The following is a 19,657-nucleotide window of genomic DNA, read 5'->3' as shown; positions in this document are numbered from 1 at the left end:
GGTGGTTACAGGGAGCCGACCAGCTCTAACGTGGGGGCCGGATATGGATTTCAGGACCCACGGGTGCTCGTGTTACCGTTTTCCGGTTCCGTTTCGAAGCACTTCGACGCGGAGCAGCCACGGGCGAGTGGCGGAATGGCAGACGCGCTGGCTTCAGGTGCCAGTGTCCTTCGGGACGTGGGGGTTCAAGTCCCCCTTCGCCCACCACGAGCGGTACAGCTCACATGCGAGACAAAGGTCAGGTTGCAGATGCGCAGCCTGACTTTTTTGTATTCGATCGGGAGACGGAACCCCTGGCATGCTGGAGCGGGTGGATGCCTTTTGGGACTTCGTCGGCAACTACTGGTGGCTGGTGTTCGTCTTCGGCGGCACGGTCGGCGGTGCGTTCAAGGCGGTCGGCGCCGCCAACGAGCGGCGGGCGCAGCGCCGGCAGGAGCGGTACCGGCTCAAACAGCAGGCAAAGATCGCCGAAGCCGAGGCTGTGGGCAAGCGCCGCGTCGACGTCGCCGCGGTGAAGCGGGACATCGCCAAGTCGATGGATGAGCACAATCAGACCGACGCGCGGTGGTTCGCCTACGAGACCGATGCCGCGACACTCTTGGACTATCCGATGATGATCGATCTGCGCGACCCGTTGACGATCGATTTCCACCGGGCCAAACGTCGCGCCGATCTGTTGCGGCCGGAGCAGGTCGACGACCTTGTGGACGACCACGAACGCCAACGCGAATATCGAGATGTGGTGCACGACTACGCCACTGCTTTCGATGTCGCCGAGACCGAGGCGAAGAGGCGCCGTAGATCCGGCTTCAGCGTCGACGAGCAGGAACGCCTACTGCGCGCTCAGCGTCTGATCAATCTTGCGCAGGACCCGGGTGCCAGCCCAGGGGAGCGGCGCAGCGCGTACGCGAAAGCGCGCAAAGAACTCGACGGCCTGATCGTGTTGCCGGTGGCCACCACCGAACAGCTGGAACAGCGCGTCGCCGGCCAGCTGGAGAGATGACGGCGCCCGAGCGTCAGAGCAGCGTCGACCAGTAGTACCAGAACCGTTCCGTGATCAACGCGATCACGACGAGTACCCACAGCACCGGGATGACGGAGTGGACGGAGATCAGTCGGTCGACCACTCGCCGGGCACGTTCCGTCGTCGCGAAATGGTCTGCGGTGCGCAGACTCACGTACCAGAAGGCCAGCACCACCGCGACCCACACCGCCATGCAGTACGGGCACAGCGCACCGATGCGGTAGAAGCTCTGGAAGATGAGCCAGTGGACGAATACGAGGGCGGCGGTCAACCCGACCTGCAGGCCGATCAACACGAATCGCTGCGGGGTCCGGCCCATCATGACCGCGACAGCGAGCAGCGCGGCAAAGCCGGCGATACCGAGCAGTGAGTTCGGGAATCCGAACACCGCCGCCTGGGAGGTGTCCATGATGGAGCCGCAGTTGACGACCGGATTGATACTGCACGACGGGACGTAGTCCGGGTCTGATGCCAGCTCGAACTTCTCGACCGTCAAGGTGAAGGACGCGATCAACCCGATCGTCCCGCAGATCCCGAGCAGCCATGGCAGGAGTTTCGGGAACAGGACCGGGGTGTCGAGGTCGACCGGCGCCCCCGAATCGGGCGTCTCCGAGTCGAGCACTGCCGCCATCTACTCCTCCTGAACTGCCCCTACTTCGCCCCAGTAGTTTACGCGGGCCCCGGTCTGCCTGAGCTGAGCGATTGCTTAGTGTGATCCACTGGATGCCTCTCCGGTGCAAAGAAGGACACGAGCATGGCCAAGGTGGCAATAGTCGGTTGTGGCGCAATGGGTTCGGTGTATGCCGGCCTGATGCAAGAGGCGGGCCACGAGGTGCACGGCGTCACTCTGTGGACCGACCACGTCGCTGCGGTGAACGCCGACGGGCTGCGCGTGTATGGCGATTCCGGCGACCGGACCGTCCGGCTGGCGTCCATGTCGACGACTGCCGGCGAGATCGGCGTATGCGACCTGGTCATCATCGCGACCAAGTCATTCGACGCCGAGGCGGCCGCGAAGTCGGCCGTAGCACTGATCGGGCCCGACACCGTGGTGCAGACGATTCAGAACGGCCTCGGTTCGCCGGAGGTCGTCGCGCATTCCATCGATCCCGACCGGATCGCGGTGGGGGTCGTCGGCGGTTTCGGGGCGTCGGTCCCGACTCCGGGTCAGGCGCACCACAACGGCCGGGAGATCACCCGGTTCGGGGCCTATCGCGGACTGCCGCGCGAACGCCTCGAGTTCGGGGCACAGGTGTGGTCGAGCGCTGGTTTCAAGGTCGCGCTGTTCGACGACATCGATCAGATGGTCTGGGAGAAGCTGCTGATCAACGTCGCATTCTCGGGATCGTCGTTCCTGACGGGGCTGACGATCGCGCAGATCATCCACGACCCCAAGGCGTGGCGGGTGGCTTCTGCGTGCGCCCTGGAGGCACTCGACGTCGCGAACGCTCTGGGTGTGACGATCGACGTCGGTGACCCGATCGAGTACATCCGCACGCTGGGCCTGCGCATCGGTGACGCGAAGCCATCGATGCGTCTGGATGCAGAGCTCCGCCGCCGCGCCGAGGTCGATGCCATCAACGGGTCGATCGTGCGTGTCGGGGCGCAGGCCGGTGTGCCGACGCCCGTGAACTCGGTGGTGGTCGATCTGGCGCACGCAGCAGAGTCCGCGTACATCCACGAAGCGGACGTCACCCGGATCGGCTGAGGCGGCTTCCCGCTGAGGCGTGCTGCGGAGCCAGTGACGCGAGGGTCTGCATCAGCGATCCGCTCGTGGTCGGGACATCGATCTCGGCCACCCGTGTCGCGATGCGGGCACTCACGTCCGCTGTGTTCACCTGTTGTCCGGCCTTGTCGCCGCCCTCGGCCAGCACGGAGGCCGCTGCGGCCTCGAGCGTCAGAGCAGCTTCGCGTTCACCGAGTCCGGCCAGGCACAGCGCCGCGGACAGCACTGCGGCGGTGGGATTCGCCCGGCCGGTACCGGCGATGTCCGGTGCCGAACCATGCACCGGCTCATACATACTGGGCGCCGATCCGGAGACGTTGAAGTTCGCACTCGCGGCCACGCCCAGGCCGCCTTGCACGACGGCTCCGAGGTCGCTGATGATGTCGCCGAACAGGTTGGGTGTCACCACCACGTCGAATCGGCCCGGGTCGAGGATCAGGTGTTGGCACATCGCATCGGCGTGAACGTAGTCGTGTTCGACGTCGGGGTAGCGCTCGGCGATCTGGTCGACGATCTCTTGCCACAGCCGGCCGGTGTAGAGCAGCACGTTCTTCTTGTGACACAGGGTCAGCCGCTTCCTCCGCGCCGAAGCCATCCGGAAGCCGAACTCCACGATCTCCGACGTCGCGGGGACGGTGGTGATCGAATGCTGGATAGCGATGGCGTCGGGCGTTCCGTCTTTGACCATCACGCCGCCGCCTGTGTAGATGCCCTCCGTGTTCTCCCGCAGGATCACCAGGTCGCAGTTGTCCGAGCTCACCTCGGTCACCGGGCTGATGACACCCGGGTAGAGCCGGACGGGGCGGATGTTGACCGACTGATGGAACAGGGTGCGTAGGGCCACGATGAGGCCTCGCTCGAGGACTCCGGGATCCACGCGCGGATCCCCGACGGCACCGAGCAGGATGGCGTCGTAATCACGCAGTTGCCCCGCGACCGCGGCCGGGAGGGCCTCACCGGTACGCAGGTACGCCTCGGATCCGAGGTCGAAATCCGTTGTGAGAAGCTCGAATCCGAACCGATCGGCGGCGACGTTCATGGCCGCCAACGCCGACGCCGTCACCTCGGGTCCGATTCCGTCGCCGCCGATGACTGCGAGATTGTGTGTGCTCAAGCGAGTGTCCTTCTACGACTGGCTGCCGACCACCGGAAGCTCATTCTCAATTGTTGCAAACATCATTTACGTTGGCCAGGGTGGTTCTGTTACGGTCGGCGCGGAGGGCGGTTTCTCGAGGCCACCAGTGGCGCCGGGGTGCGTTAGGCTGCGGTCATATCCGCCACGACGAAAGATCCACGACTATGAGGGCAGCGGTCACCCCCGAAGCCGAGCGGGCCATCGCTGACATCGCGCAGCGCTACTCGCTATCCCAGGATGCTGTGTCCACCATGCTGGTCGCCGTCAACAACGGCGGCGGCACGATGGCGCAGTTCTCCATCCCCGAACTGGGTGGGTCAGGGCAATGGATGCGCGGCGGCATGACGATGGTCGGCAACATGTTCGACAACGGACTCAAGGCCCGGGTCGACGGCCTGTGCCGTGAGCTCTCGCAACTCCTCGCCACCACCACGGTCTTTCCCCCGATCACCACCGACACCCAAGGCGGCTTCTCGTCGAACAACTGGTGGCCCGCCGACCTGGGCAACCCCAGTTCCTCCGGCGCGCAGAACGACACGCGCTACGCGATCTTCCCGAACGCACGACGGCTCGCGATTCACGCCGGGGGCGTGACCAAGGTTTACGACACCGGCGATCACCGTATCGGTGGGGTGCAGCAACAGCAGGGTGGTCCATCCGGCTCCGTGAACTTCACCAGCCAATTCGGGACCTTCGACGTATCGAGTCTGTCTGAGATCGGCTCGCAGCCGGCCCCCGCGCACGCTCCGGAACCCTCATACGCGCCGCCCCAGACGCCCCAGTCGCTGCAGACGCCTGAGCAGCAATCCTCCGGCGCGATCGGCGACGCCGACGCCATCGTGGCAGCCATCGAGGCGCTGGCGGGCCTGCACCAGCGCGGTATCCTGTCCGACGAAGAATTCTCCTCGAAGAAGGCGGAGTTGCTCGGCAGGCTCTGACTGACGGGGTTGACTGGGCTCACACCCACCAACCCGAGGAGCAGCCATGCCGGAAACCACGATCGATACCTGGCGCCGCCGATCACTGGCCGCGACGTTCGTCGCCGCGTTCGTGACGCAGAACGCCATCGCCGTGCCGTACGTCAAGGAGAACGGTCCGAAGTCGGTGCTGGACTTCTTCGTCGGAGACATCCACAAGACCGTCCCCGGCCGATTCGCGATGGTCGATCTGCTGTATGTGGTTGTGGCGTTTCATCTCTGGGCGGTTGTGGAAGCCAAGAAGCTCGGCATCATCCGATGGTGGGTCGCGTCGTTCGTGATGACGTTCGGCGTAGGGATCGCCACCGCCATACCTTTCTTTCTGCTCGCCAGGGACCTCGCGGTCGAGCGACGCGGCTGAAGGTACGACGCAGTAGACGGGCCTCAGCGCACTTCGCGCGGCGTCAGGATCCACGCCCCGACGCCCGCGAGCGCAAAGACCGACGACATCGTCAGCAGCGTCAGGACGAAGCCGTGATCGCCGCCGCCGTAGACCGCCACCAGGGCGACACTGGCTGCGCTGCCGACGCAGAAGCCGAGATACCGCAGCACGGTGTTGAATGCCATCGCACTGCCGGTCTCCTCCTGCGGGATGTGGGGCACGATCAGAACGGCGAGTGAGGAGAAGGTGAAGCCGCTGCCGAGCCCTCCGACCCCGGTCCAGATGAGCACCAAGACGATGCTGCTGTGGGAAAGCGCCAAGCCGACTGTCGAGCAGATGAACACCGCGCAGCCGATCGGCAGGATGATCCTGGGGCCGAGTCGTCGTGCAGCGGCGAGTGCGAATCGGCTCCCGGTCACGCTCATGATCGAGTAGGGCAGCAACGTCAGGCCGGCCATGATGATCGACCGCCCCAGTCCCCATTCCTCGTTCTGCACCATGACGATGGTCAGGGTCACCAACGTGTACATCGCGAGCCCGGCACCGAATGCGATCAGATTCGGTGCAGCGACTCCGGGCTTGACGGACAATCGGAGGTCGACGAGCGGATGACTGCTGCGCAGGGTCCAGATGACGAAGACCACGACCAACAGCACCCCGGCCACTGCGAGTCCGATGGTCAGGGCCGATGCCCAGCCCCAGTGATCTCCCTGACTGACGGCGAGCAGGACCCCCACCATCCCGAGCGACAGCAGCAGCGCGCCCCACCAATCAACGCGCATGCGGGTTGCCGCGGTCGATGCGGGGATGAAGCGAAGCGCCATCACCAGGGTGAACGCACTGAGTGCCGCGCCCATCCAGTAGGCCACCGACACGCCGAGATATTGAGCGACGGTGGCGGTCAGCGGATAGCCCAGACCCGCACCGGCGACCACCGCGACCGAGAGCATCGAGACCGCGGACGGCAGCCGGCTCGCCGGAAGTACCTCCCGCGCGACGGCCAGTGCCAACGGAACCAACGCGAGGCCCACACCCTGCATGGTGCGTCCCACCACCATCACGACGAATCCGACCTCTACGGCGGACAGGACGGATCCGATCGTGACGATGACAAGGCCTGCCAGGATCGTGGGCCTACGCAGCGGGCCGGCGCCCAGACGCCCGATGATGGGCGTGGCCACCGCAGCCGTGAGAAGTGTTGCGGTCAAGGCCCACTGAGCCTGAGTGATCGCGATGTCGAAGTCGTCCGCGATCGCGGGGATGAGTGGCGCGCCGAGGCTGCTCACGATGGCTGTGATCGTGGTCAGCAGGCCCAGCGTGAAGAGCAGGATCGGGTAGCGTGGCGGCCGGGCGGCGTCCGGTGTCATCAAAGTGCCGGCGCGAACACGATGTTCACGTCCGACTGTCCCACTGCGCCAACACTGTTCGTAGGGTCGCGACCAACGGCAGGGGCTGATCCATCATGGGATGGTGACCGGCATCTGCGAGTTCGACGACGGTCGCAGGCCGCCCGAACAGTCCGGCGATCTCAGCGCTCATCTCGGGACTGACCATCCCGAGTTCGCAGCGGATGTAGATGGCAGGGACCTGTACGTCGGGGAGCAGCTTGCGTAGTTGTACGCGGTCCCCGCTCTCGTGACGCTTGCGAAACATGTCCGGATCGAACTTCCAGATCCACCCCGCTTCGGTCTGGCGCACCGATTCTTCGGCAACATGCCGTGCTACATAAGGCAGGAGAGTGTCCTGCCTCGGTTCTGTCCGAAAGCGGCTCAGAATCTCGTCTCTGGTCGGGTGAGCCCGGGATTTGCGGTTGAGTTGCCGAAGGATGACCTCCTCCGGTGGTTCGTCGAACAACGGTGAGTCGATGATCACCAGGCCTGCCGCGTCGGTCGCCCGTAGCGCCCCGACGGCAGCGGTCACCCACCCGCCCATGCTGTGCCCGACGACGTAAGGTTTGCCCGAGATACCGCCTGCCTCTGCGGCCGCGACGACCTCGTCGGCCCAGACGCCCAGCGGATACCGTGACCGCACATCGCTGTCCCCGTGCCCCGACAGATCGAGTGCCACCACGCGGTGCGACGCCGCGAGCAGCGGCGCGATGTGGTCCCACCAGCCAGAATGAGCCGATCCGCCGTGAACCAACACGACGCCGGGAGTGTTCTCGCGGCCCCAGCAACGCAGTCGAATCGACGCCCCGGCGACCTCGACCTCCAGGCGCTCGGGCGCCTGCTCGATGGCGGCCCGGAACCACCGGGGTGCCGTAGCAGCCACGTCCGCTGTCATCACCATCTCCTCGTCCGCCGGCTCGTCCCTCTCCTTGGACCATATCCATCACCGATCTCCGGTCGCTTGCCAGTGGGGTCGAACGAGAAGACGATGATCAGGTGGAATACAACCTCGGCGACGATGACTGGGATCGACGCGAGCGCAACGAGACTCCGACCCAGCGTCTCGACCGCAACTGGTCTGGCCTCCTGCAGGAACTCCGGGTGGTGCAGACCGGTGTACAGCTGCTGACCGGATTTTTGCTGACGGTACCTTTCCAGGACCGATTCTACATGCAGGACAACATTTTTCAGTCGATCTATCTCGTGACCGTGAGCGCTTCGGTAGGGGCGACGGTGCTGTTGCTGGCGCCTGCCTCCATGCACCGGATCCTCTTCCGGCGACATCGACTGAAGACCCTCATCGACGCGTCCCAGCGGTGTGCCCTCGGCGGGCTCGTACTCCTGGGGATCGCACTGACCGGCGTGATGATGTTGGTGTTCGAACTCGTCATCGGACGAACAGCGGGCTGGATCGCCGGCGCCGTGACGGTCGTACTCTTCGTCTCGTTCTGGTTTGCGATCCCGTGGCGCTATCGCGAGCTCGGCCCCGCCGAGGAGACGTGAGACGAACCGTCCTGAAACGGCATACCCGCGTTGCTTGGCGCAGATCAGACCCGCCAGCCGGTGCGCTGAGCCCACTGCTCGGCCCGGTCGGTGATCTCCCCGATGAGTGGACCTTTTGCGGCGGCGTACTCGTTCATGTCCGACCATTCCTGCGCGGCCAGGCACTTCTTCAAGGCTTCATACGTGGCACGGTCGGCGACGTTGTGTCGCAACCAGTCCCGGAACAGCAGATGTCGGCGTTGCCAATCGCTGCCAGGAGCGCACACGTGCACGTGTACATCGAGTTCCGGGGTCCGGACCATGCGATGGCCGGGCTCGCGAACCCGCAGCCGGTACCCGGCGGACTCCAGGGCGGGTAGGTAGGCGACCTCGTCGTCGGGATCGCGCACGGTGAGATTGATGTCGATGATCGGTTTGGCCGACAGACCGGGAATCGAGGTGGAGCCGATGTGGTCGATCCGGATCGCCGCTTCGCCCAGAGCAGACTCGATCCGGCGCTGTTCGCGAGCGAAGTCCGCGGGCCACGCCGGTTCGTAGGGCACCAGCACGATCGCCCGCTGCTCGATTCCACCGATCAACTCGACGCCGGGATCCATGTGTGCCAGCCTAAAACCATGACAGCTGCCCTGAGCGGTCAAGAGTTGATCGGCGTTGCCGACGCCATCGCCGAGCGCGCGCACAGCGGCCAGGTCGACAAAGTCGGTGGGGAATACATCGTCCACCCGCGGTCGGTCGCGGCCCGGGTCGCGCCGCGCGAGCCCGAGTACATCGCGACGGCACTGCTGCATGACGTCATCGAGGACACGTCGTACACCGCCTCAGACCTGCTGAAGGCGGGGATCCCGGAAACGGTCGTCATCGCGGTGACACTGCTGACCCGCAGGGACGACGTGGCGCCCGTCGACTATTACGCCGGTATCAGGACCGATGAGATGGCGCTCGCTGTGAAGCTCGCCGACCTCGCGGACAACACCGATCCGGTACGCCTGGAGCGGCTGCCCACCGACACGCAAGATCGGCTTCGCTCGAAATACCGGCAGGCGTACTGCGAGCTGGGGGCCGCGGAGCTCGCTGCCGCTCTGTAGAAGCCGACGCCAGGACGCGCCGACATCGGATCCGCCGTCGCGCAACCATGTCGTGACCACAGCAGCAGTGGCATCCTCGAACGCATGGCCATCGACCTGCCCACCGCGCGGCGCCTGTGGAAGCTGCTGGAACCAATCCACGCCGTCACGTACTTCTCCGACGAGACCCGCGAGGCACTGTCGGCGGCCGGTTACCGCGGCTTCTGGATGGGTTACTTCGCCGGGCGGTCCGCGCCACTCGGCCCGGTGGGGCCGGAGATCGTCACGGCACTGTTCTACAACTTTGCGCCCGACCACATCGCGCGGGCGATCCCGGACGCCTGGACATGTGCACCGCCGGAGACAGCGTTGGTCGTGCGGCAGGAGGCGGCGGTCGCAACCCTGCAACGCATGCTTCCGGCGCACATCGAGACCATCGACCGGGTCGTGGCCCGGCTTCGTCCGGTGGCACAGTCGGCAGATGTCGGTGGACGTGCCCTGTTCGCCGCGAACGCGGCCCTGCCGTGGCCCCGCGGGGGCCACGGAGCGCTGTGGCACGCGGCCACCCTGTTGCGAGAACATCGTGGAGATGGGCACGTCGCCGCGCTCACCGTCGCCGGGGTGACGGGCCGTGAGGCAGGAGTGCTGCATGCCGCTGCCTCGGCTCTTCCCCGTCAGTTGCTGGAGACCAGCAGGAAGTACACCGAGAACGAATGGTCGACGCTCACAGCCGACTTGGCGCGGCGCGGTTTCCTGGAGGAGTCCGGCGCCATCACGCCGGCGGGGCGAGCCCTCAAGAGCGACATAGAGATCACCACCGATCGTCTGGCGGCGCCGGCGTACGGGTCCCTGACCGATCAGGACGTCGCCGAGTTGATCGCAGACCTCACAGAACTCGCGAAGGTCGTGATCGCCAGTGGCGAGATTCCCTCCCAGACCCCGATGGGTCTCGATCTCGATAGTGTCGGCTGATCAGGGATTAGGATCGCACCATGGGTTTCAACGACGACATCATCGCGGAGTTCCGGGCCAACAACGGCAAGGTCGGTGGCAATTTCGAAGGCGCCCCGCTGTTGCTTCTGCATCACAAGGGCATCAAAAGCGGCAAGGACTACGTGGCGCCGCTCGTGTATCTCGAATCCGACGGCAAGCGATACATCTTCGGCAGCTACGCCGGCGCTGACTTCGACCCACAGTGGTTCAAGAACATCAAGGCCGAGCCGTCCACCACGATCGAGGTCGGTTCCGAGACCGTGCCGGTGACGGCCACCGAGGTCACCGGCGCCGAGCGCGACCGGCTGTTCGCAGCGCAGGTCGAGGTCATGCCGGGATTCGCCGATTACGAGAAGAAGACCTCGAGGGTCATTCCGGTCGTCGAACTGGTCCCGGCCTGACCTGCCACGTGGCGCCGGACCGGCTCAGTACGCGGTCTGGCGGGGCGGCGGCGCGTAGATCCCGCCGCCGTCGGTGTCGATGATCTCTGCGCCCAGCGGGAGCAGTGACACGGGGATCATCTTGAAGCTCGCGATGCCCAGCGGGATTCCGATGATGGTGAGGCACAGAAGGATTCCGGTTGTGATGTGACCAATCGCGAGCCAGATCCCTGCGAAGATCAACCAGATGACGTTGCCGATCGCTGAGCCGACTCCCGCCGTCGGCTTGCGGACCACGGTGCGGCCGAATGGCCACAGCGCATAGGCGGCGATGCGGAATGACGCGATCCCGAAGGGGATCGTGATGATCAGGATGCAGCAGATGATCCCGGCGGCGATGTATCCCAACGCCATCCAGAAGCCGCAGAGCACGAGCCAGATGACATTCAGAATGGTCTTCATTCGTTCATTCTGCCAAATGTGACGCGAGACGCACGGATGAATGGTTTTCGCACCCATGTTTGTTTGACAAGGTGGGGATTTATCACATTTGAGGTGCAGAGATGAAGTTCGGACTTCGCGAGACGCTGTGGTCGGTCGGGGTCACGTTGATCGTGGTGACCAGGGTCGTCACGACCCTGAGCACGGCGCTGTTGGTGATGGGGTGGGTTGTGGTCGCATTCCGGTCGGATCTGCTCAACGACTGGCTGTGGCCGACCGTGATCTCCGGCGTGTTGCTCGCGGGCAGCACCCTGCTCTACAACGTGGCCAGAGGTTGACTCAGACCCCGAGGTAGGCGAGCACGGCGAGTACCCGGCGGTTGTCGTCCGCCGAGACCGGTAGATCGAGTTTGGTGAAGATGCTGTTCGAGTGCTTGCTGACGGCCTTCTCCGACACGAACATCGCTTCTGCGATGGCCGCGTTGGAACGACCTTCCGCCATGAGCGCCAACACTTCTCGCTCGCGGGCAGATAGGCGTTCGAGTGGCCCGTCGGCTCGTTGCCCGGTCAGCAACTGCGACACCACCTCCGGATCGAGCACCGTACCTCCCGCGGCCACCTGCCGGACCGCGTCGATGAACCCGGCCACGTTCGCGACCCGATCCTTGAGGAGATACCCGATCGCACCCTCGCCGCTCTCCAGCAGTTCCCGCGCATACAGCTGCTCGACGTACTGGGACAGCACGAGGACGGGAAATCCTGGCCGGCGGCCGCGGATCTTGATGGCAGCGCGCAACCCCTCGTCGGAGAATGTCGGCGGCATCCGGACGTCGAGCACTGCCACGTCCACTGTCTTGTCCGTGAGGGCGACGTCGAGTTCGGTCGCATTGTCGACCGCCGCGACGACCTCCATCTGGTGCGCGGTGAGGATTCTGGTCAGGCCGTCGCGCAACAGCGCGTGATCTTCACCGATGACTACCCGCACGGGACCTCCATCGACACGATGGTGGGGCCACCAACGGGACTGTGTACGAACATCTTCCCGTCGAGGGACGCGAGCCGCTGGGAGACGCCGTGCAGGCCGGATCCCGACGCCGCCGCGCCGCCTATCCCGTCGTCGCCCACCTCTACGCGCAGCACGCCGTCGAAGATACCCATGGCGATCCAGGCGTTGCGTGCGCGGGCGTGCTTACCGACGTTCGCGAGGGTCTCGGCCACCGCGAAGTACACCGCATTTTCCATCGCCGCCGGAAGCCGCTCCCGGACACCGAGGTTCAGTGTGATGGGAAGTGGCATATCGAGTGCCAGGGCCTCGACGGCAGCACCGACCCCGCGGTCGGCAAGGACCGGTGGATGGATACCGCGCACGACCGAACGCAATTCGCTGAGCGCAGCAGTCGCAGACCCCCTCGCCTCGGCCATCAGTTGCTTGGCGGCGACGGGATCGCTGTCGATCTGACTCTCTGCCAGGCCGATGGTCATGCCGAGAGCCGCCAGGCGGGCCTGTGTTCCGTCGTGCAGATCCCGCTCGACCCTGCGCAATTCGGCTGCTGCGGAATCAACTATTGCGGTCCGGGATTCGGTCACCTGCTGTACACGCGCCTCCAGCATTTCGGTGTGGCTTCGGTTCAATGCCCAGAGATCCATGGTGGCGCGCGCTTTCATGAGAGGTTCGACGAAGGGGATGAGGACCAGCGTCGCGGTGAAGATGACACCGACGAGCGAGACCGCGAAGCCGACGGTCGACGCCAGGAACAACCATCCGAGGTCGCGCCACCGCAGTGAGTCGGAGGTCCATACGTAGAGCAGGTGCAGAATGCTCCTGCCGTCGCCTGGTGTGTAGTCGCCTCGTTGCGCGGGCCGGTCGAGCATGCCGGCCGCCATCCGCCGATGCAGATCGCAGAGGGCAGCGGTCAGTGGCACGAACAACCACAGGACCAACGCCCCGACCGTCACCAGCACCAGCGGGATCGCCACCACCACCACGACGAACAGCACCAGCGTCAGCGGAAAGGCCAGGGTGGTGACGAGCGCGTACATCGCCGCCCGCAACCAGCGGATGGCGAGGCTCGGGCGCTCGTCGGGGTTCACAGTGGGCCTCTCTCGATGGGGATGAGGACTTCATGATGACCGCATCTGCCGGGAGAGAACAGTAGTGCCAGGTCTACCCCCGCGGTCGGATTATTCACCTATAGGTGGGGGGCTGACGCTCCTGACCGGCGCCGCCGCACCGAGCAGCCTTGAGCACAGCCCGGAGTCCACCGGGTGTCCCACCGAGGCGGACACCGCCTCATGCACGAGGAGCTCACATGGGAAGAATGACGCGGGGACCCCAGGCGGTGGCCCGGTGGAGCGCGCGCAACCCTTGGCGCGCAATTGGTTTGTGGCTGGCGCTGGTCATCGTGGCGGTGGGGTTCAGCGCACTGATTCCCACCCAGAACGCCGGCGACGCCGACTACCGGGTCGGTCAGTCCGGCCGAGCGGATCAGATGATCCACGAGGCGGGGCTCGCCGCGCCCGACACGGAGTACGTACTGATCACCGGGGACCGCGAGGAAGCAGTGGCCGCCGCGGACCAGCTCGAAGCGGAACTCGCCGGTTCGGTGGAGGTGCAGGAAATCTCGGCGCCTGTGTTCTCACCCGAGGGAACGCTGTTGTCGTCGATATCGCTGCGGGCACCGCCGGGTGACGAAGAACCGGCCATCATCGACATCAAGGCTGCGGTCGAGACAATCGCGGCCGATCACCCAGAACTCACCGTCGGTCAGTTCGGCGATGTCTCGGCCGACGAGGCCATCAACGAACGCGTCGCGGAAGATCTGCTCTCGGCCGAGATGATCAGCATCCCGATCACGCTGGGCATCATGCTCTTCGCCTTCGGTGCGCTCATCGCAGCCGGTATCCCCGTGCTGCTGGCGATCACCTCCGTCGTCGCAACGATCGGGATCTACGCGCCGATCTCCTACCTGGTGCCGTCCGAGATGACCGCGTCGTCGGTGGTGATGCTCATCGGTATGGCTGTGGGGGTGGACTATTCGCTCTTCTACCTCAAACGTGAACGGGAAGAACGTCGTAAGGGCCACGACACGATCGACGCGGTCGAGATCGCCGCGGCAACGTCGGGCCACTCGATCATCGTCTCCGGGGTTGCCGTCATCGCGTCGCTGGCCGGTGTCTATGTGCTCGGCAGTGCCACCTTCAACTCGCTCGCGACGGCCGCGATCATCGTCGTCGCAGTTGCGGTGGTCGGATCGCTGACCGTGCTGCCGGCCCTGCTCGCCAAGCTGGGCAGGTGGGTAGACCGCCCACGGGTGCCCGTGCTGTGGCGGGTCAACAACCGGATCGGGGAAGGTGGCATATCCTCACGCATCATCGGGCCCGTCATCCGCAGGCCGATGACCGCGCTGCTCGCCGGACTGGTGGTGATGATCGCCCTCGCGGTGCCCGCCTTCTCGATGACGTTGCGCGGCGCCGGACTCGACACCCTGCCTCAGGACTTGCCCGAGGTCCAGGTGGCCCAGCAGATGAACGAGCAATTCCCATCCGAAGGCCCCTCTGTGCGGGTCGTCGTCAGCGGGGGCGATACCGCCGCGGTCTTCGAAGCCCTCAGTTCCGTCGGCGCCGACGCCACCGAGACCGGTGCCTGGACCGTCACCGGACCTGTCACCACCTCTGCCGGCGGCACCACCAGCGTGCTCGACCTGGCCAGCACGTATCCGCCCAACGATCCGAAGACCGACGACGCGCTGCTTGCACTTCGCGACTCGGTGGTGCCCGACCAGGTCGACGTCGTCCCCGGGGCGGAGTTCGCAGTCGGCGGCGACGTGGCCGAGCAGTACGACACGACGAAGGTGCAGGCCGACGGTCTGCCGGTCGTCGTCGCGGTGATCCTGACACTGACCATGTTGATGCTGGTCGCGACCTTCCGGAGTCCGGTGATCGCGGTGGTCTCCACGGCACTGAACCTGATGTCCGTGGGAGCCGCGTTCGGAGTGCTGGCGCTCGTGTTCCAGCACACCTGGGCGGAGGGCTTCCTCGACTTCACCTCCAACGGCACGGTCGTCGAGTGGATCCCGATGTTCATGCTGGCGGTGCTCGTGGGCCTGTCGATGGACTACCACGTGTTCGTCCTGAGCCGGATCAAGGAAGGCATCGACAAGGGACTGCCGCCGACGGTCGCGGTGCGGGCTGGGGTCACCCAGACCGCCGGGGTCGTCACCAGCGCGGCGTTGGTGATGGTGTCGGTGTTCGCGCTGTTCGCGGCGCAGAGCATGGTCGAGATGAAGCAGATGGGGGTCGGGCTGGCGGTTGCGATCCTGATCGACGCGACCATCGTCAGATTGCTGCTGCTGCCCTCGATTCTGGTGCTCCTCGGCAACCACGCCTGGTGGCCGCTGCGGACCCGGAGCGATCAACCGATCGCACCGGAACGACAGGTCGTGCCTGCCCAGGTGTGAGGTGGTGCACAATTGAGGTAGGACACGGCTCGAAAGGAAGCACCGATGGGCGAGACCGCACCCACGCGGGACTTCTGGACCGCGCTCGGCCCCGGTGAAGATCCCGCGACCAGGCTTGCGCAGGTCCGCCGGGCACACGAGTTGTTCGTGCAGACCGGAACTCTCGCCCCCGCCACCGGCCCGACCTCGGTGCGGTCCGTGGTCCGCGATTCGTGGATGCGCTCGGTCAAAGGCGGCGTCAACCCGTCGGGCATGGTCGACGACGGCGACATGTCGTGGAACGACTTCCTCGAGTACCGCGCTCGCCATCCCATGGCGGCCGCCTACCCGTTGGTGCGGTCTCTCATGCTCGATGAGGTCTCCGACTCCGGCGTGGTGGTGGCGCTCACCGATGACGTGGGTCGACTGTTGTGGGTAGAGGGTGACCACACAGCGAGGGACCAGGCAGGCGACATCAACTTCGTCGAAGGAGCGTTGTGGGCCGAGCGTGTTGCCGGCACCAACGCTCCTGGTCTGGCCCTCGAGGTCGATCATGGCGTGCAGATCTTTGGCGCCGAACACTTTTCGGTTCCGGTTCAGGAATGGAACTGCGTTGCGGCGCCGGTGCACGATCCGGTGACCGGCGCGGTGATCGGGGTCATCGATGTGACCGGTGGTGAGCGAGTGGCGGCGCCGTTCGCCCTGTCGATGGTGAAATCGGTGGTCGCGGCAGTCGAAAGTGAGCTGAGGATCCGGACCCTCACCGCGCCCGGACTGGCGATCCCCGCACCCGCAGGTCCGACGTTGCTGGTCCTCGACGGTGACCGCTACTACTGGCGCACCGGCGACGGCCCCGCCTTGCGTTTGTCGCGTCGGCACGCTGAGATCCTGGTGCTTCTCGGCGAGTACCCGGACGGCCTCGGCACCGAAGAGATCGCCACCATGCTCGCCGAGGACGGGATCGATCCGGTCACCGTGCGCGCCGAGATCTCCCGCCTACGCCGTGACCTCGGCGCCGACCTCGTCGCGTCCAGGCCGTATCGGTTGACGCTGCCGGTCGACTCCGACATCAGCCAGGTCCGCCGCATGCTCCGGACCGGGGACGTCTCCGGAGCGATCGAGAAGTTCGGCCGTGGTGGTCTGCTCTCGGCGTCGCTGGCCCCGGGTCTCGGTGACCTCTTCGAAGAACTCAAAGAAGACCTGCGGTCGGCTGTGCTGACCGCCCGCGATCCGGAACTGTTGCGGGCCTGGACGGCGTCCGTTCACGGCCGAGAAGATCTCGCCGCCTGGCGGCGCTGGGCACAGACCCTGACCCCGGGGCACCGCGACGAAGCCCTCGTCAAAGGTCGCGTCCGACTCCTCGACCGCCGCTTCGGTATCTGACGTCCCCAGCCGCTCCGAGGTCAGGCGAGGAGCAGCATCGCCACATTGATCGCTGCGACGACGATGGCGCCATAGAACGGTGCGCGGCGGCCGGGTACCCGCATCGAGACGCCTGAGATCACCACGACCACCGCCAATCCCACCCACAGCCACCAGGTCGATGAGTTGGCGACGACGAGAATCCCTGTCGCGGCGATCATCAGCGCGGCAGCAACCATCGGTATCCGCCGCGCGCCGAGACGGTGGGGGAGGCCCTCGATGCCGGTCGCGGCGTCGTCGTCGAGGTCGGGCAGGGCGTTGAGCAGATGTGCTCCCACGCCCAGCAGCGCCGCCACTGCCACCATCCAGGCGGGCGGCAGCTCTCCGGGGTGCGCTGCGAGCGAGGCGACGACGGGCAGTGAACCGAACGCGATGAAGTACGGAACCCAGGACAGCACAGTCGCTTTGAGGACCGCGTTGTAGGCGAGCCCGGATCCCACACCCAGCACGAGGTGGACCGCGCCTGCGGCCCATCCACAGGCAAACGAACTCACCACGCAGATCGCGGCCGCGGCCGCGATCGCCACGACCACCGTGCGGGACGTGAGTTCGCCTGTCGCCAAGGGTTTGTCTGTTCGGCCGACCCGACGATCCCGACTCCGGTCGAGAAAGTCGTTGCTCCAGCCGATGACGAGTTGGCCACTGAAGATGGCCACCACGATGGCGATCAGCGTCCACACGTCGGCGTTCTCGGCGACAGCGAGCAGTCCGGTGAACAGGGTGACCGCGACTGCGGGGACCGCGTGTCCGGCGCGGACCAGTGCGATCACGCTGGTGGACCGTCGCGGATTCACCGGGTGCCGCGGATGACGATGGCCGGTACGAGTTGTTCGGCGGTATCCCAGGAGCCGTGATTGCCGATGAGCGCGGATTCGAGGGGTTCGGCCACCGAGCGGACCATGGCGGTGTCGCCGCGGGCGGCAGCGACCACATCGCCGATCCGAACCCGATGGTCCCCGGCCACGGCATTGCCGAACCACCCGGCGTCGATGGCGTCATCGCGACCCAGCACCGTGGCCCGGTCGCCGAGCATGGTCGTCCAGGTGTCGAGGACGTCGCCGGCGGCGCCTGCTTCGGAGTACACGTGCCGGACCCGGGCCTCTCCGGCGATGGCCGTCACGCCGGCCGCCAGTTCATGGTGGAGATCGAGGTCGAAACGGCCTGCGGACGTGTCGATCATGCCGTGGTCGCCGGTGACGATCACCTGCCGACCCGCGGGCATTGCGTCCGCGAGGGCGCCGACCATGGTGTCGATGAGGCGCAGCTGCTCGCACCACGCCTGCGAACCCGGACCCTCGAGGTGGCCGGCGAGATCGAGGCCTCCGTAGTACGCGTAGGCCAGGGTCGGCGCCGGCGTCATCATCTCCGCGAGGATCGACGCCTGCAGTTGACCGAGGTGATCGGCCGGGGTCGTCCTGTTCGCGCCGCGCCACGAGGCGCGGGTGAGCCCGGATCCCTCGTGGTACCCGGGCACGATCGCGACGGTGTCGAACCCTTGGGCCCGGCACCGCTCGAAGATTGTCGACTGCGTCTGAAAGTCTTCGGGAACAACGACTTTGCGCAGGTCATGATCGTGGTTGCCGTGCATACACCAGCGGAGCGTGTTCAGAACAGGCGTCGCGACACCGCTACCCCCCGCTCGGAATGTGTACCCCATGATGCCGTGGGTGCCTGCGGACCGACCGGTGGACAGGCTGGTGATGCTGACGGCTGTGGTGGCGGGAAACCCCGCGGCGACCGTTGTGGAGTCGGCGAGACCCGCCGCATTGAGGTGAGGTGCATCGTGAGGATGGGACGCGACCAGCTCGGCTCCGAGGCCATCGATCAGCAGGACGGTTGCCGACTGGGCAGGTACCAGTTGCAGCCGATTGTCGAGGTCGGCGGCACCGAGGGAGGCAGCCACCGATTCCAGGACACAGGACAGAGGCGGCAGGCTGTTGCGCGGATCTAGTTCACTCATCGTCCTACGACGCTAGCGCGCGTACCGATTCTCGGGGCAGAGAAATGAGTGAGGCGGCCAAGAAGCAGAGTGCCCCGATGAAGGTTCCCGCCTGGTCCACGAACGGCGCGACGAGCTTTCCGGTCTCGGGGTCGATGTACGCGGCAACGGCGGAGAAGCCGAAGGCGATGGAGCCGGCGGTGTTCAGGACCGTGGCCGTCCAGCCGGGGGCGTCGGGCTCGTCGCGGCGACGGTAGAGCTCCGTGGCGAACACGGCCAGTCCGGAACTGATGAGAAAGGCTGCAGAGCCGTAGACGTCGGGGCGCCAGGAAAAGCGATCGGCGTCGACGACGGAATGCACGATGAAGACCGCACCCGTGCTGATGTTGAAGGCGATGGTCCCGGCGAACTGCACCATCGCCGACCACCACTCCGACCGGTGGACCTCTCGCCCGACACGTACCGACCCCGCGATCGACGTGGTCGGCCCATGCAGGGAACCGCACAGTTGTAGCTGGACGAATGCGGCGAATGTGAAGAACCACGAGCCGACGAAAAAAGAGATGTTCGCGGCAGGCGCTCCGGCCCAGTGTGCGAAACCGGGCGCCGAGCCGAGTGCGAACAGCGAAGAACCCACCGCGAAGCCCCAGCACTCGGTCCGGACGTTGTGGCGGATCACGGGATGAGACTAGCCCGGCGACCTGCTCCACTGCAGGTGGAGCTGATCTGTAGGACCGGGATCGCAGTTGCAACTGTGATGCAACGACTCCACTCGTACTGTGTGCCTTACGTCACACGTGACCGCCCGGACAGGGGTGGGTCACGAGAGGGCCAACACAGGCACTGAA

The 19,657-nt window shown here is 65.8% G+C and carries 22 protein-coding genes and 1 tRNA gene; 12 read left to right on the top strand and 11 right to left on the bottom strand.

Going from position 1 to position 19,657, the window contains the following annotated elements:
* The first annotated feature begins 121 nt into the window (after nucleotides 1–121).
* Together J3S28_RS23775 and J3S28_RS23770 are read left to right on the top strand one after the other, a co-directional pair.
* Nucleotides 122–207: transfer RNA gene (locus J3S28_RS23775), tRNA-Leu, on the top strand.
* A gap of 91 nt (nucleotides 208–298) precedes the next feature.
* Entirely contained in the window at nucleotides 299–1,003 is a 705-nt protein-coding gene (locus J3S28_RS23770) for a hypothetical protein (protein WP_237342033.1), read from the top strand.
* A gap of 13 nt (nucleotides 1,004–1,016) precedes the next feature.
* On the opposite strand, the gene J3S28_RS23765 is transcribed toward J3S28_RS23770, so the two are convergent.
* Nucleotides 1,017–1,655 (bottom strand): vitamin K epoxide reductase family protein, encoded by a 639-nt coding sequence (locus J3S28_RS23765; protein WP_207843438.1) that lies wholly within the window; start codon nucleotides 1,653–1,655, stop codon nucleotides 1,017–1,019.
* A 123-nt stretch (nucleotides 1,656–1,778) separates the two neighbouring features.
* Between J3S28_RS23765 and J3S28_RS23760 the strand changes: the two genes are divergently transcribed.
* Nucleotides 1,779–2,732 (top strand): ketopantoate reductase family protein, encoded by a 954-nt coding sequence (locus J3S28_RS23760; protein WP_207843437.1) that lies wholly within the window; start codon nucleotides 1,779–1,781, stop codon nucleotides 2,730–2,732.
* Here J3S28_RS23760 and J3S28_RS23755 read toward each other — a convergent pair.
* A complete protein-coding gene (locus J3S28_RS23755) occupies nucleotides 2,716–3,864 on the bottom strand; it encodes a 3-isopropylmalate dehydrogenase (protein WP_207843436.1) in 1,149 nt (382 codons plus the stop codon). The genes J3S28_RS23760 and J3S28_RS23755 overlap by 17 nt on opposite strands.
* Before the next feature lie 185 nt (nucleotides 3,865–4,049).
* Between J3S28_RS23755 and J3S28_RS23750 the strand changes: the two genes are divergently transcribed.
* Both J3S28_RS23750 and J3S28_RS23745 read left to right on the top strand, forming a co-directional pair.
* Nucleotides 4,050–4,823: an SHOCT domain-containing protein gene (locus J3S28_RS23750; RefSeq protein ID WP_207843435.1), complete on the top strand. Its 774-nt coding sequence runs from the start codon at nucleotides 4,050–4,052 to the stop codon at nucleotides 4,821–4,823.
* A 46-nt stretch (nucleotides 4,824–4,869) separates the two neighbouring features.
* Nucleotides 4,870–5,223, top strand: coding sequence for a DUF2834 domain-containing protein (locus J3S28_RS23745; RefSeq protein WP_207843434.1), 354 nt, complete (start codon nucleotides 4,870–4,872; stop codon nucleotides 5,221–5,223).
* Nucleotides 5,224–5,246: 23 nt separating this feature from the next.
* On the opposite strand, the gene J3S28_RS23740 is transcribed toward J3S28_RS23745, so the two are convergent.
* Nucleotides 5,247–6,611, bottom strand: coding sequence for an MFS transporter (locus J3S28_RS23740; RefSeq protein ID WP_207843433.1), 1,365 nt, complete (start codon nucleotides 6,609–6,611; stop codon nucleotides 5,247–5,249).
* Nucleotides 6,612–6,636: 25 nt separating this feature from the next.
* Complete coding sequence (locus J3S28_RS23735) at nucleotides 6,637–7,527, bottom strand: alpha/beta fold hydrolase (protein WP_207843432.1); 891 nt, start codon at nucleotides 7,525–7,527, stop codon at nucleotides 6,637–6,639.
* A gap of 101 nt (nucleotides 7,528–7,628) precedes the next feature.
* Here J3S28_RS23735 and J3S28_RS23730 point away from each other — a divergent pair, with 101 nt between their 5' ends.
* Nucleotides 7,629–8,135 (top strand): DUF6328 family protein, encoded by a 507-nt coding sequence (locus J3S28_RS23730; RefSeq protein WP_207843431.1) that lies wholly within the window; start codon nucleotides 7,629–7,631, stop codon nucleotides 8,133–8,135.
* 44 nt (nucleotides 8,136–8,179) lie between these two features.
* Here the strand turns inward: J3S28_RS23730 and J3S28_RS23725 are convergent, their stop codons facing one another.
* Nucleotides 8,180–8,731 (bottom strand): GrpB family protein, encoded by a 552-nt coding sequence (locus J3S28_RS23725; protein ID WP_207843430.1) that lies wholly within the window; start codon nucleotides 8,729–8,731, stop codon nucleotides 8,180–8,182.
* Nucleotides 8,732–8,749: 18 nt separating this feature from the next.
* On the opposite strand from J3S28_RS23725, the gene J3S28_RS23720 reads away from it, so the two are divergent.
* From J3S28_RS23720 to J3S28_RS23710, 3 genes are all read left to right on the top strand, one after another.
* Nucleotides 8,750–9,220, top strand: a complete 471-nt coding sequence (locus J3S28_RS23720; RefSeq protein WP_207843429.1) for a guanosine-3',5'-bis(diphosphate) 3'-pyrophosphohydrolase — start codon at nucleotides 8,750–8,752, stop codon at nucleotides 9,218–9,220.
* An 84-nt stretch (nucleotides 9,221–9,304) separates the two neighbouring features.
* Complete coding sequence (locus J3S28_RS23715) at nucleotides 9,305–10,171, top strand: SCO6745 family protein (protein ID WP_207843428.1); 867 nt, start codon at nucleotides 9,305–9,307, stop codon at nucleotides 10,169–10,171.
* A gap of 20 nt (nucleotides 10,172–10,191) precedes the next feature.
* Entirely contained in the window at nucleotides 10,192–10,593 is a 402-nt protein-coding gene (locus tag J3S28_RS23710) for a nitroreductase/quinone reductase family protein (RefSeq protein WP_207843427.1), read from the top strand.
* Between the two features lie 24 nt (nucleotides 10,594–10,617).
* Here J3S28_RS23710 and J3S28_RS23705 read toward each other — a convergent pair whose 3' ends face one another.
* Nucleotides 10,618–11,034, bottom strand: coding sequence for a YccF domain-containing protein (locus J3S28_RS23705; protein WP_207843426.1), 417 nt, complete (start codon nucleotides 11,032–11,034; stop codon nucleotides 10,618–10,620).
* A gap of 101 nt (nucleotides 11,035–11,135) precedes the next feature.
* Here J3S28_RS23705 and J3S28_RS23700 point away from each other — a divergent pair, with 101 nt between their 5' ends.
* Nucleotides 11,136–11,351, top strand: coding sequence for a hypothetical protein (locus J3S28_RS23700; protein ID WP_207843425.1), 216 nt, complete (start codon nucleotides 11,136–11,138; stop codon nucleotides 11,349–11,351).
* Between the two features lies 1 nt (nucleotide 11,352).
* On the opposite strand, the gene J3S28_RS23695 is transcribed toward J3S28_RS23700, so the two are convergent.
* Together J3S28_RS23695 and J3S28_RS23690 are read right to left on the bottom strand one after the other, a co-directional pair.
* Complete coding sequence (locus J3S28_RS23695) at nucleotides 11,353–11,997, bottom strand: response regulator (RefSeq protein WP_207843424.1); 645 nt, start codon at nucleotides 11,995–11,997, stop codon at nucleotides 11,353–11,355.
* Entirely contained in the window at nucleotides 11,988–13,103 is a 1,116-nt protein-coding gene (locus tag J3S28_RS23690) for a sensor histidine kinase (protein ID WP_207843423.1), read from the bottom strand. Before J3S28_RS23690 ends, J3S28_RS23695 begins: the two co-directional genes overlap by 10 nt.
* Nucleotides 13,104–13,321: 218 nt before the next feature.
* Here J3S28_RS23690 and J3S28_RS23685 point away from each other — a divergent pair, with 218 nt between their 5' ends.
* A complete protein-coding gene (locus J3S28_RS23685; RefSeq protein ID WP_207843422.1) occupies nucleotides 13,322–15,469 on the top strand; it encodes an MMPL family transporter in 2,148 nt (715 codons plus the stop codon).
* Nucleotides 15,470–15,514: 45 nt separating this feature from the next.
* Complete coding sequence (locus J3S28_RS23680) at nucleotides 15,515–16,831, top strand: sigma-54-dependent transcriptional regulator family protein (protein WP_237342032.1); 1,317 nt, start codon at nucleotides 15,515–15,517, stop codon at nucleotides 16,829–16,831.
* A 20-nt stretch (nucleotides 16,832–16,851) separates the two neighbouring features.
* Here J3S28_RS23680 and J3S28_RS23675 read toward each other — a convergent pair whose 3' ends face one another.
* The 3 genes from J3S28_RS23675 to J3S28_RS23665 are packed head-to-tail and all read right to left on the bottom strand — an operon-like array spanning nucleotide 16,852 to nucleotide 19,488.
* Nucleotides 16,852–17,640: a UbiA family prenyltransferase gene (locus J3S28_RS23675; RefSeq protein WP_307797381.1), complete on the bottom strand. Its 789-nt coding sequence runs from the start codon at nucleotides 17,638–17,640 to the stop codon at nucleotides 16,852–16,854.
* A 20-nt stretch (nucleotides 17,641–17,660) separates the two neighbouring features.
* Complete coding sequence (locus J3S28_RS23670) at nucleotides 17,661–18,830, bottom strand: alkaline phosphatase family protein (RefSeq protein ID WP_207843421.1); 1,170 nt, start codon at nucleotides 18,828–18,830, stop codon at nucleotides 17,661–17,663.
* Nucleotides 18,831–18,834: 4 nt separating this feature from the next.
* A complete protein-coding gene (locus J3S28_RS23665) occupies nucleotides 18,835–19,488 on the bottom strand; it encodes a hypothetical protein (RefSeq protein ID WP_207843420.1) in 654 nt (217 codons plus the stop codon).
* Between the last annotated feature and the right edge of the window lie 169 nt (nucleotides 19,489–19,657).

Origin of the sequence: Williamsia soli, from assembly GCF_017377795.1 — a bacterium.
GTDB lineage: Bacteria > Actinomycetota > Actinomycetes > Mycobacteriales > Mycobacteriaceae > Williamsia > Williamsia soli.
Note: the sequence above shows the minus strand (reverse complement) of the source record. Positions and strands in the feature narration are given on the sequence as shown.

Coding starts and splice junctions, on each gene's coding strand:
- J3S28_RS23765 (WP_207843438.1), bottom strand. CDS start 1,655: ATGGCGGCAGTGCTCGACTCGGAGACGCCCGATTCGGGGGCGCCGGTC.
- J3S28_RS23680 (WP_237342032.1), top strand. CDS start 15,515: ATGGGCGAGACCGCACCCACGCGGGACTTCTGGACCGCGCTCGGCCCC.
- J3S28_RS23750 (WP_207843435.1), top strand. CDS start 4,050: ATGAGGGCAGCGGTCACCCCCGAAGCCGAGCGGGCCATCGCTGACATC.
- J3S28_RS23740 (WP_207843433.1), bottom strand. CDS start 6,611: ATGACACCGGACGCCGCCCGGCCGCCACGCTACCCGATCCTGCTCTTC.
- J3S28_RS23735 (WP_207843432.1), bottom strand. CDS start 7,527: ATGACAGCGGACGTGGCTGCTACGGCACCCCGGTGGTTCCGGGCCGCC.
- J3S28_RS23685 (WP_207843422.1), top strand. CDS start 13,322: ATGGGAAGAATGACGCGGGGACCCCAGGCGGTGGCCCGGTGGAGCGCG.
- J3S28_RS23720 (WP_207843429.1), top strand. CDS start 8,750: ATGACAGCTGCCCTGAGCGGTCAAGAGTTGATCGGCGTTGCCGACGCC.
- J3S28_RS23760 (WP_207843437.1), top strand. CDS start 1,779: ATGGCCAAGGTGGCAATAGTCGGTTGTGGCGCAATGGGTTCGGTGTAT.
- J3S28_RS23705 (WP_207843426.1), bottom strand. CDS start 11,034: ATGAAGACCATTCTGAATGTCATCTGGCTCGTGCTCTGCGGCTTCTGG.
- J3S28_RS23700 (WP_207843425.1), top strand. CDS start 11,136: ATGAAGTTCGGACTTCGCGAGACGCTGTGGTCGGTCGGGGTCACGTTG.
- J3S28_RS23710 (WP_207843427.1), top strand. CDS start 10,192: ATGGGTTTCAACGACGACATCATCGCGGAGTTCCGGGCCAACAACGGC.
- J3S28_RS23725 (WP_207843430.1), bottom strand. CDS start 8,731: ATGGATCCCGGCGTCGAGTTGATCGGTGGAATCGAGCAGCGGGCGATC.
- J3S28_RS23670 (WP_207843421.1), bottom strand. CDS start 18,830: ATGAGTGAACTAGATCCGCGCAACAGCCTGCCGCCTCTGTCCTGTGTC.
- J3S28_RS23715 (WP_207843428.1), top strand. CDS start 9,305: ATGGCCATCGACCTGCCCACCGCGCGGCGCCTGTGGAAGCTGCTGGAA.
- J3S28_RS23745 (WP_207843434.1), top strand. CDS start 4,870: ATGCCGGAAACCACGATCGATACCTGGCGCCGCCGATCACTGGCCGCG.
- J3S28_RS23770 (WP_237342033.1), top strand. CDS start 299: ATGCTGGAGCGGGTGGATGCCTTTTGGGACTTCGTCGGCAACTACTGG.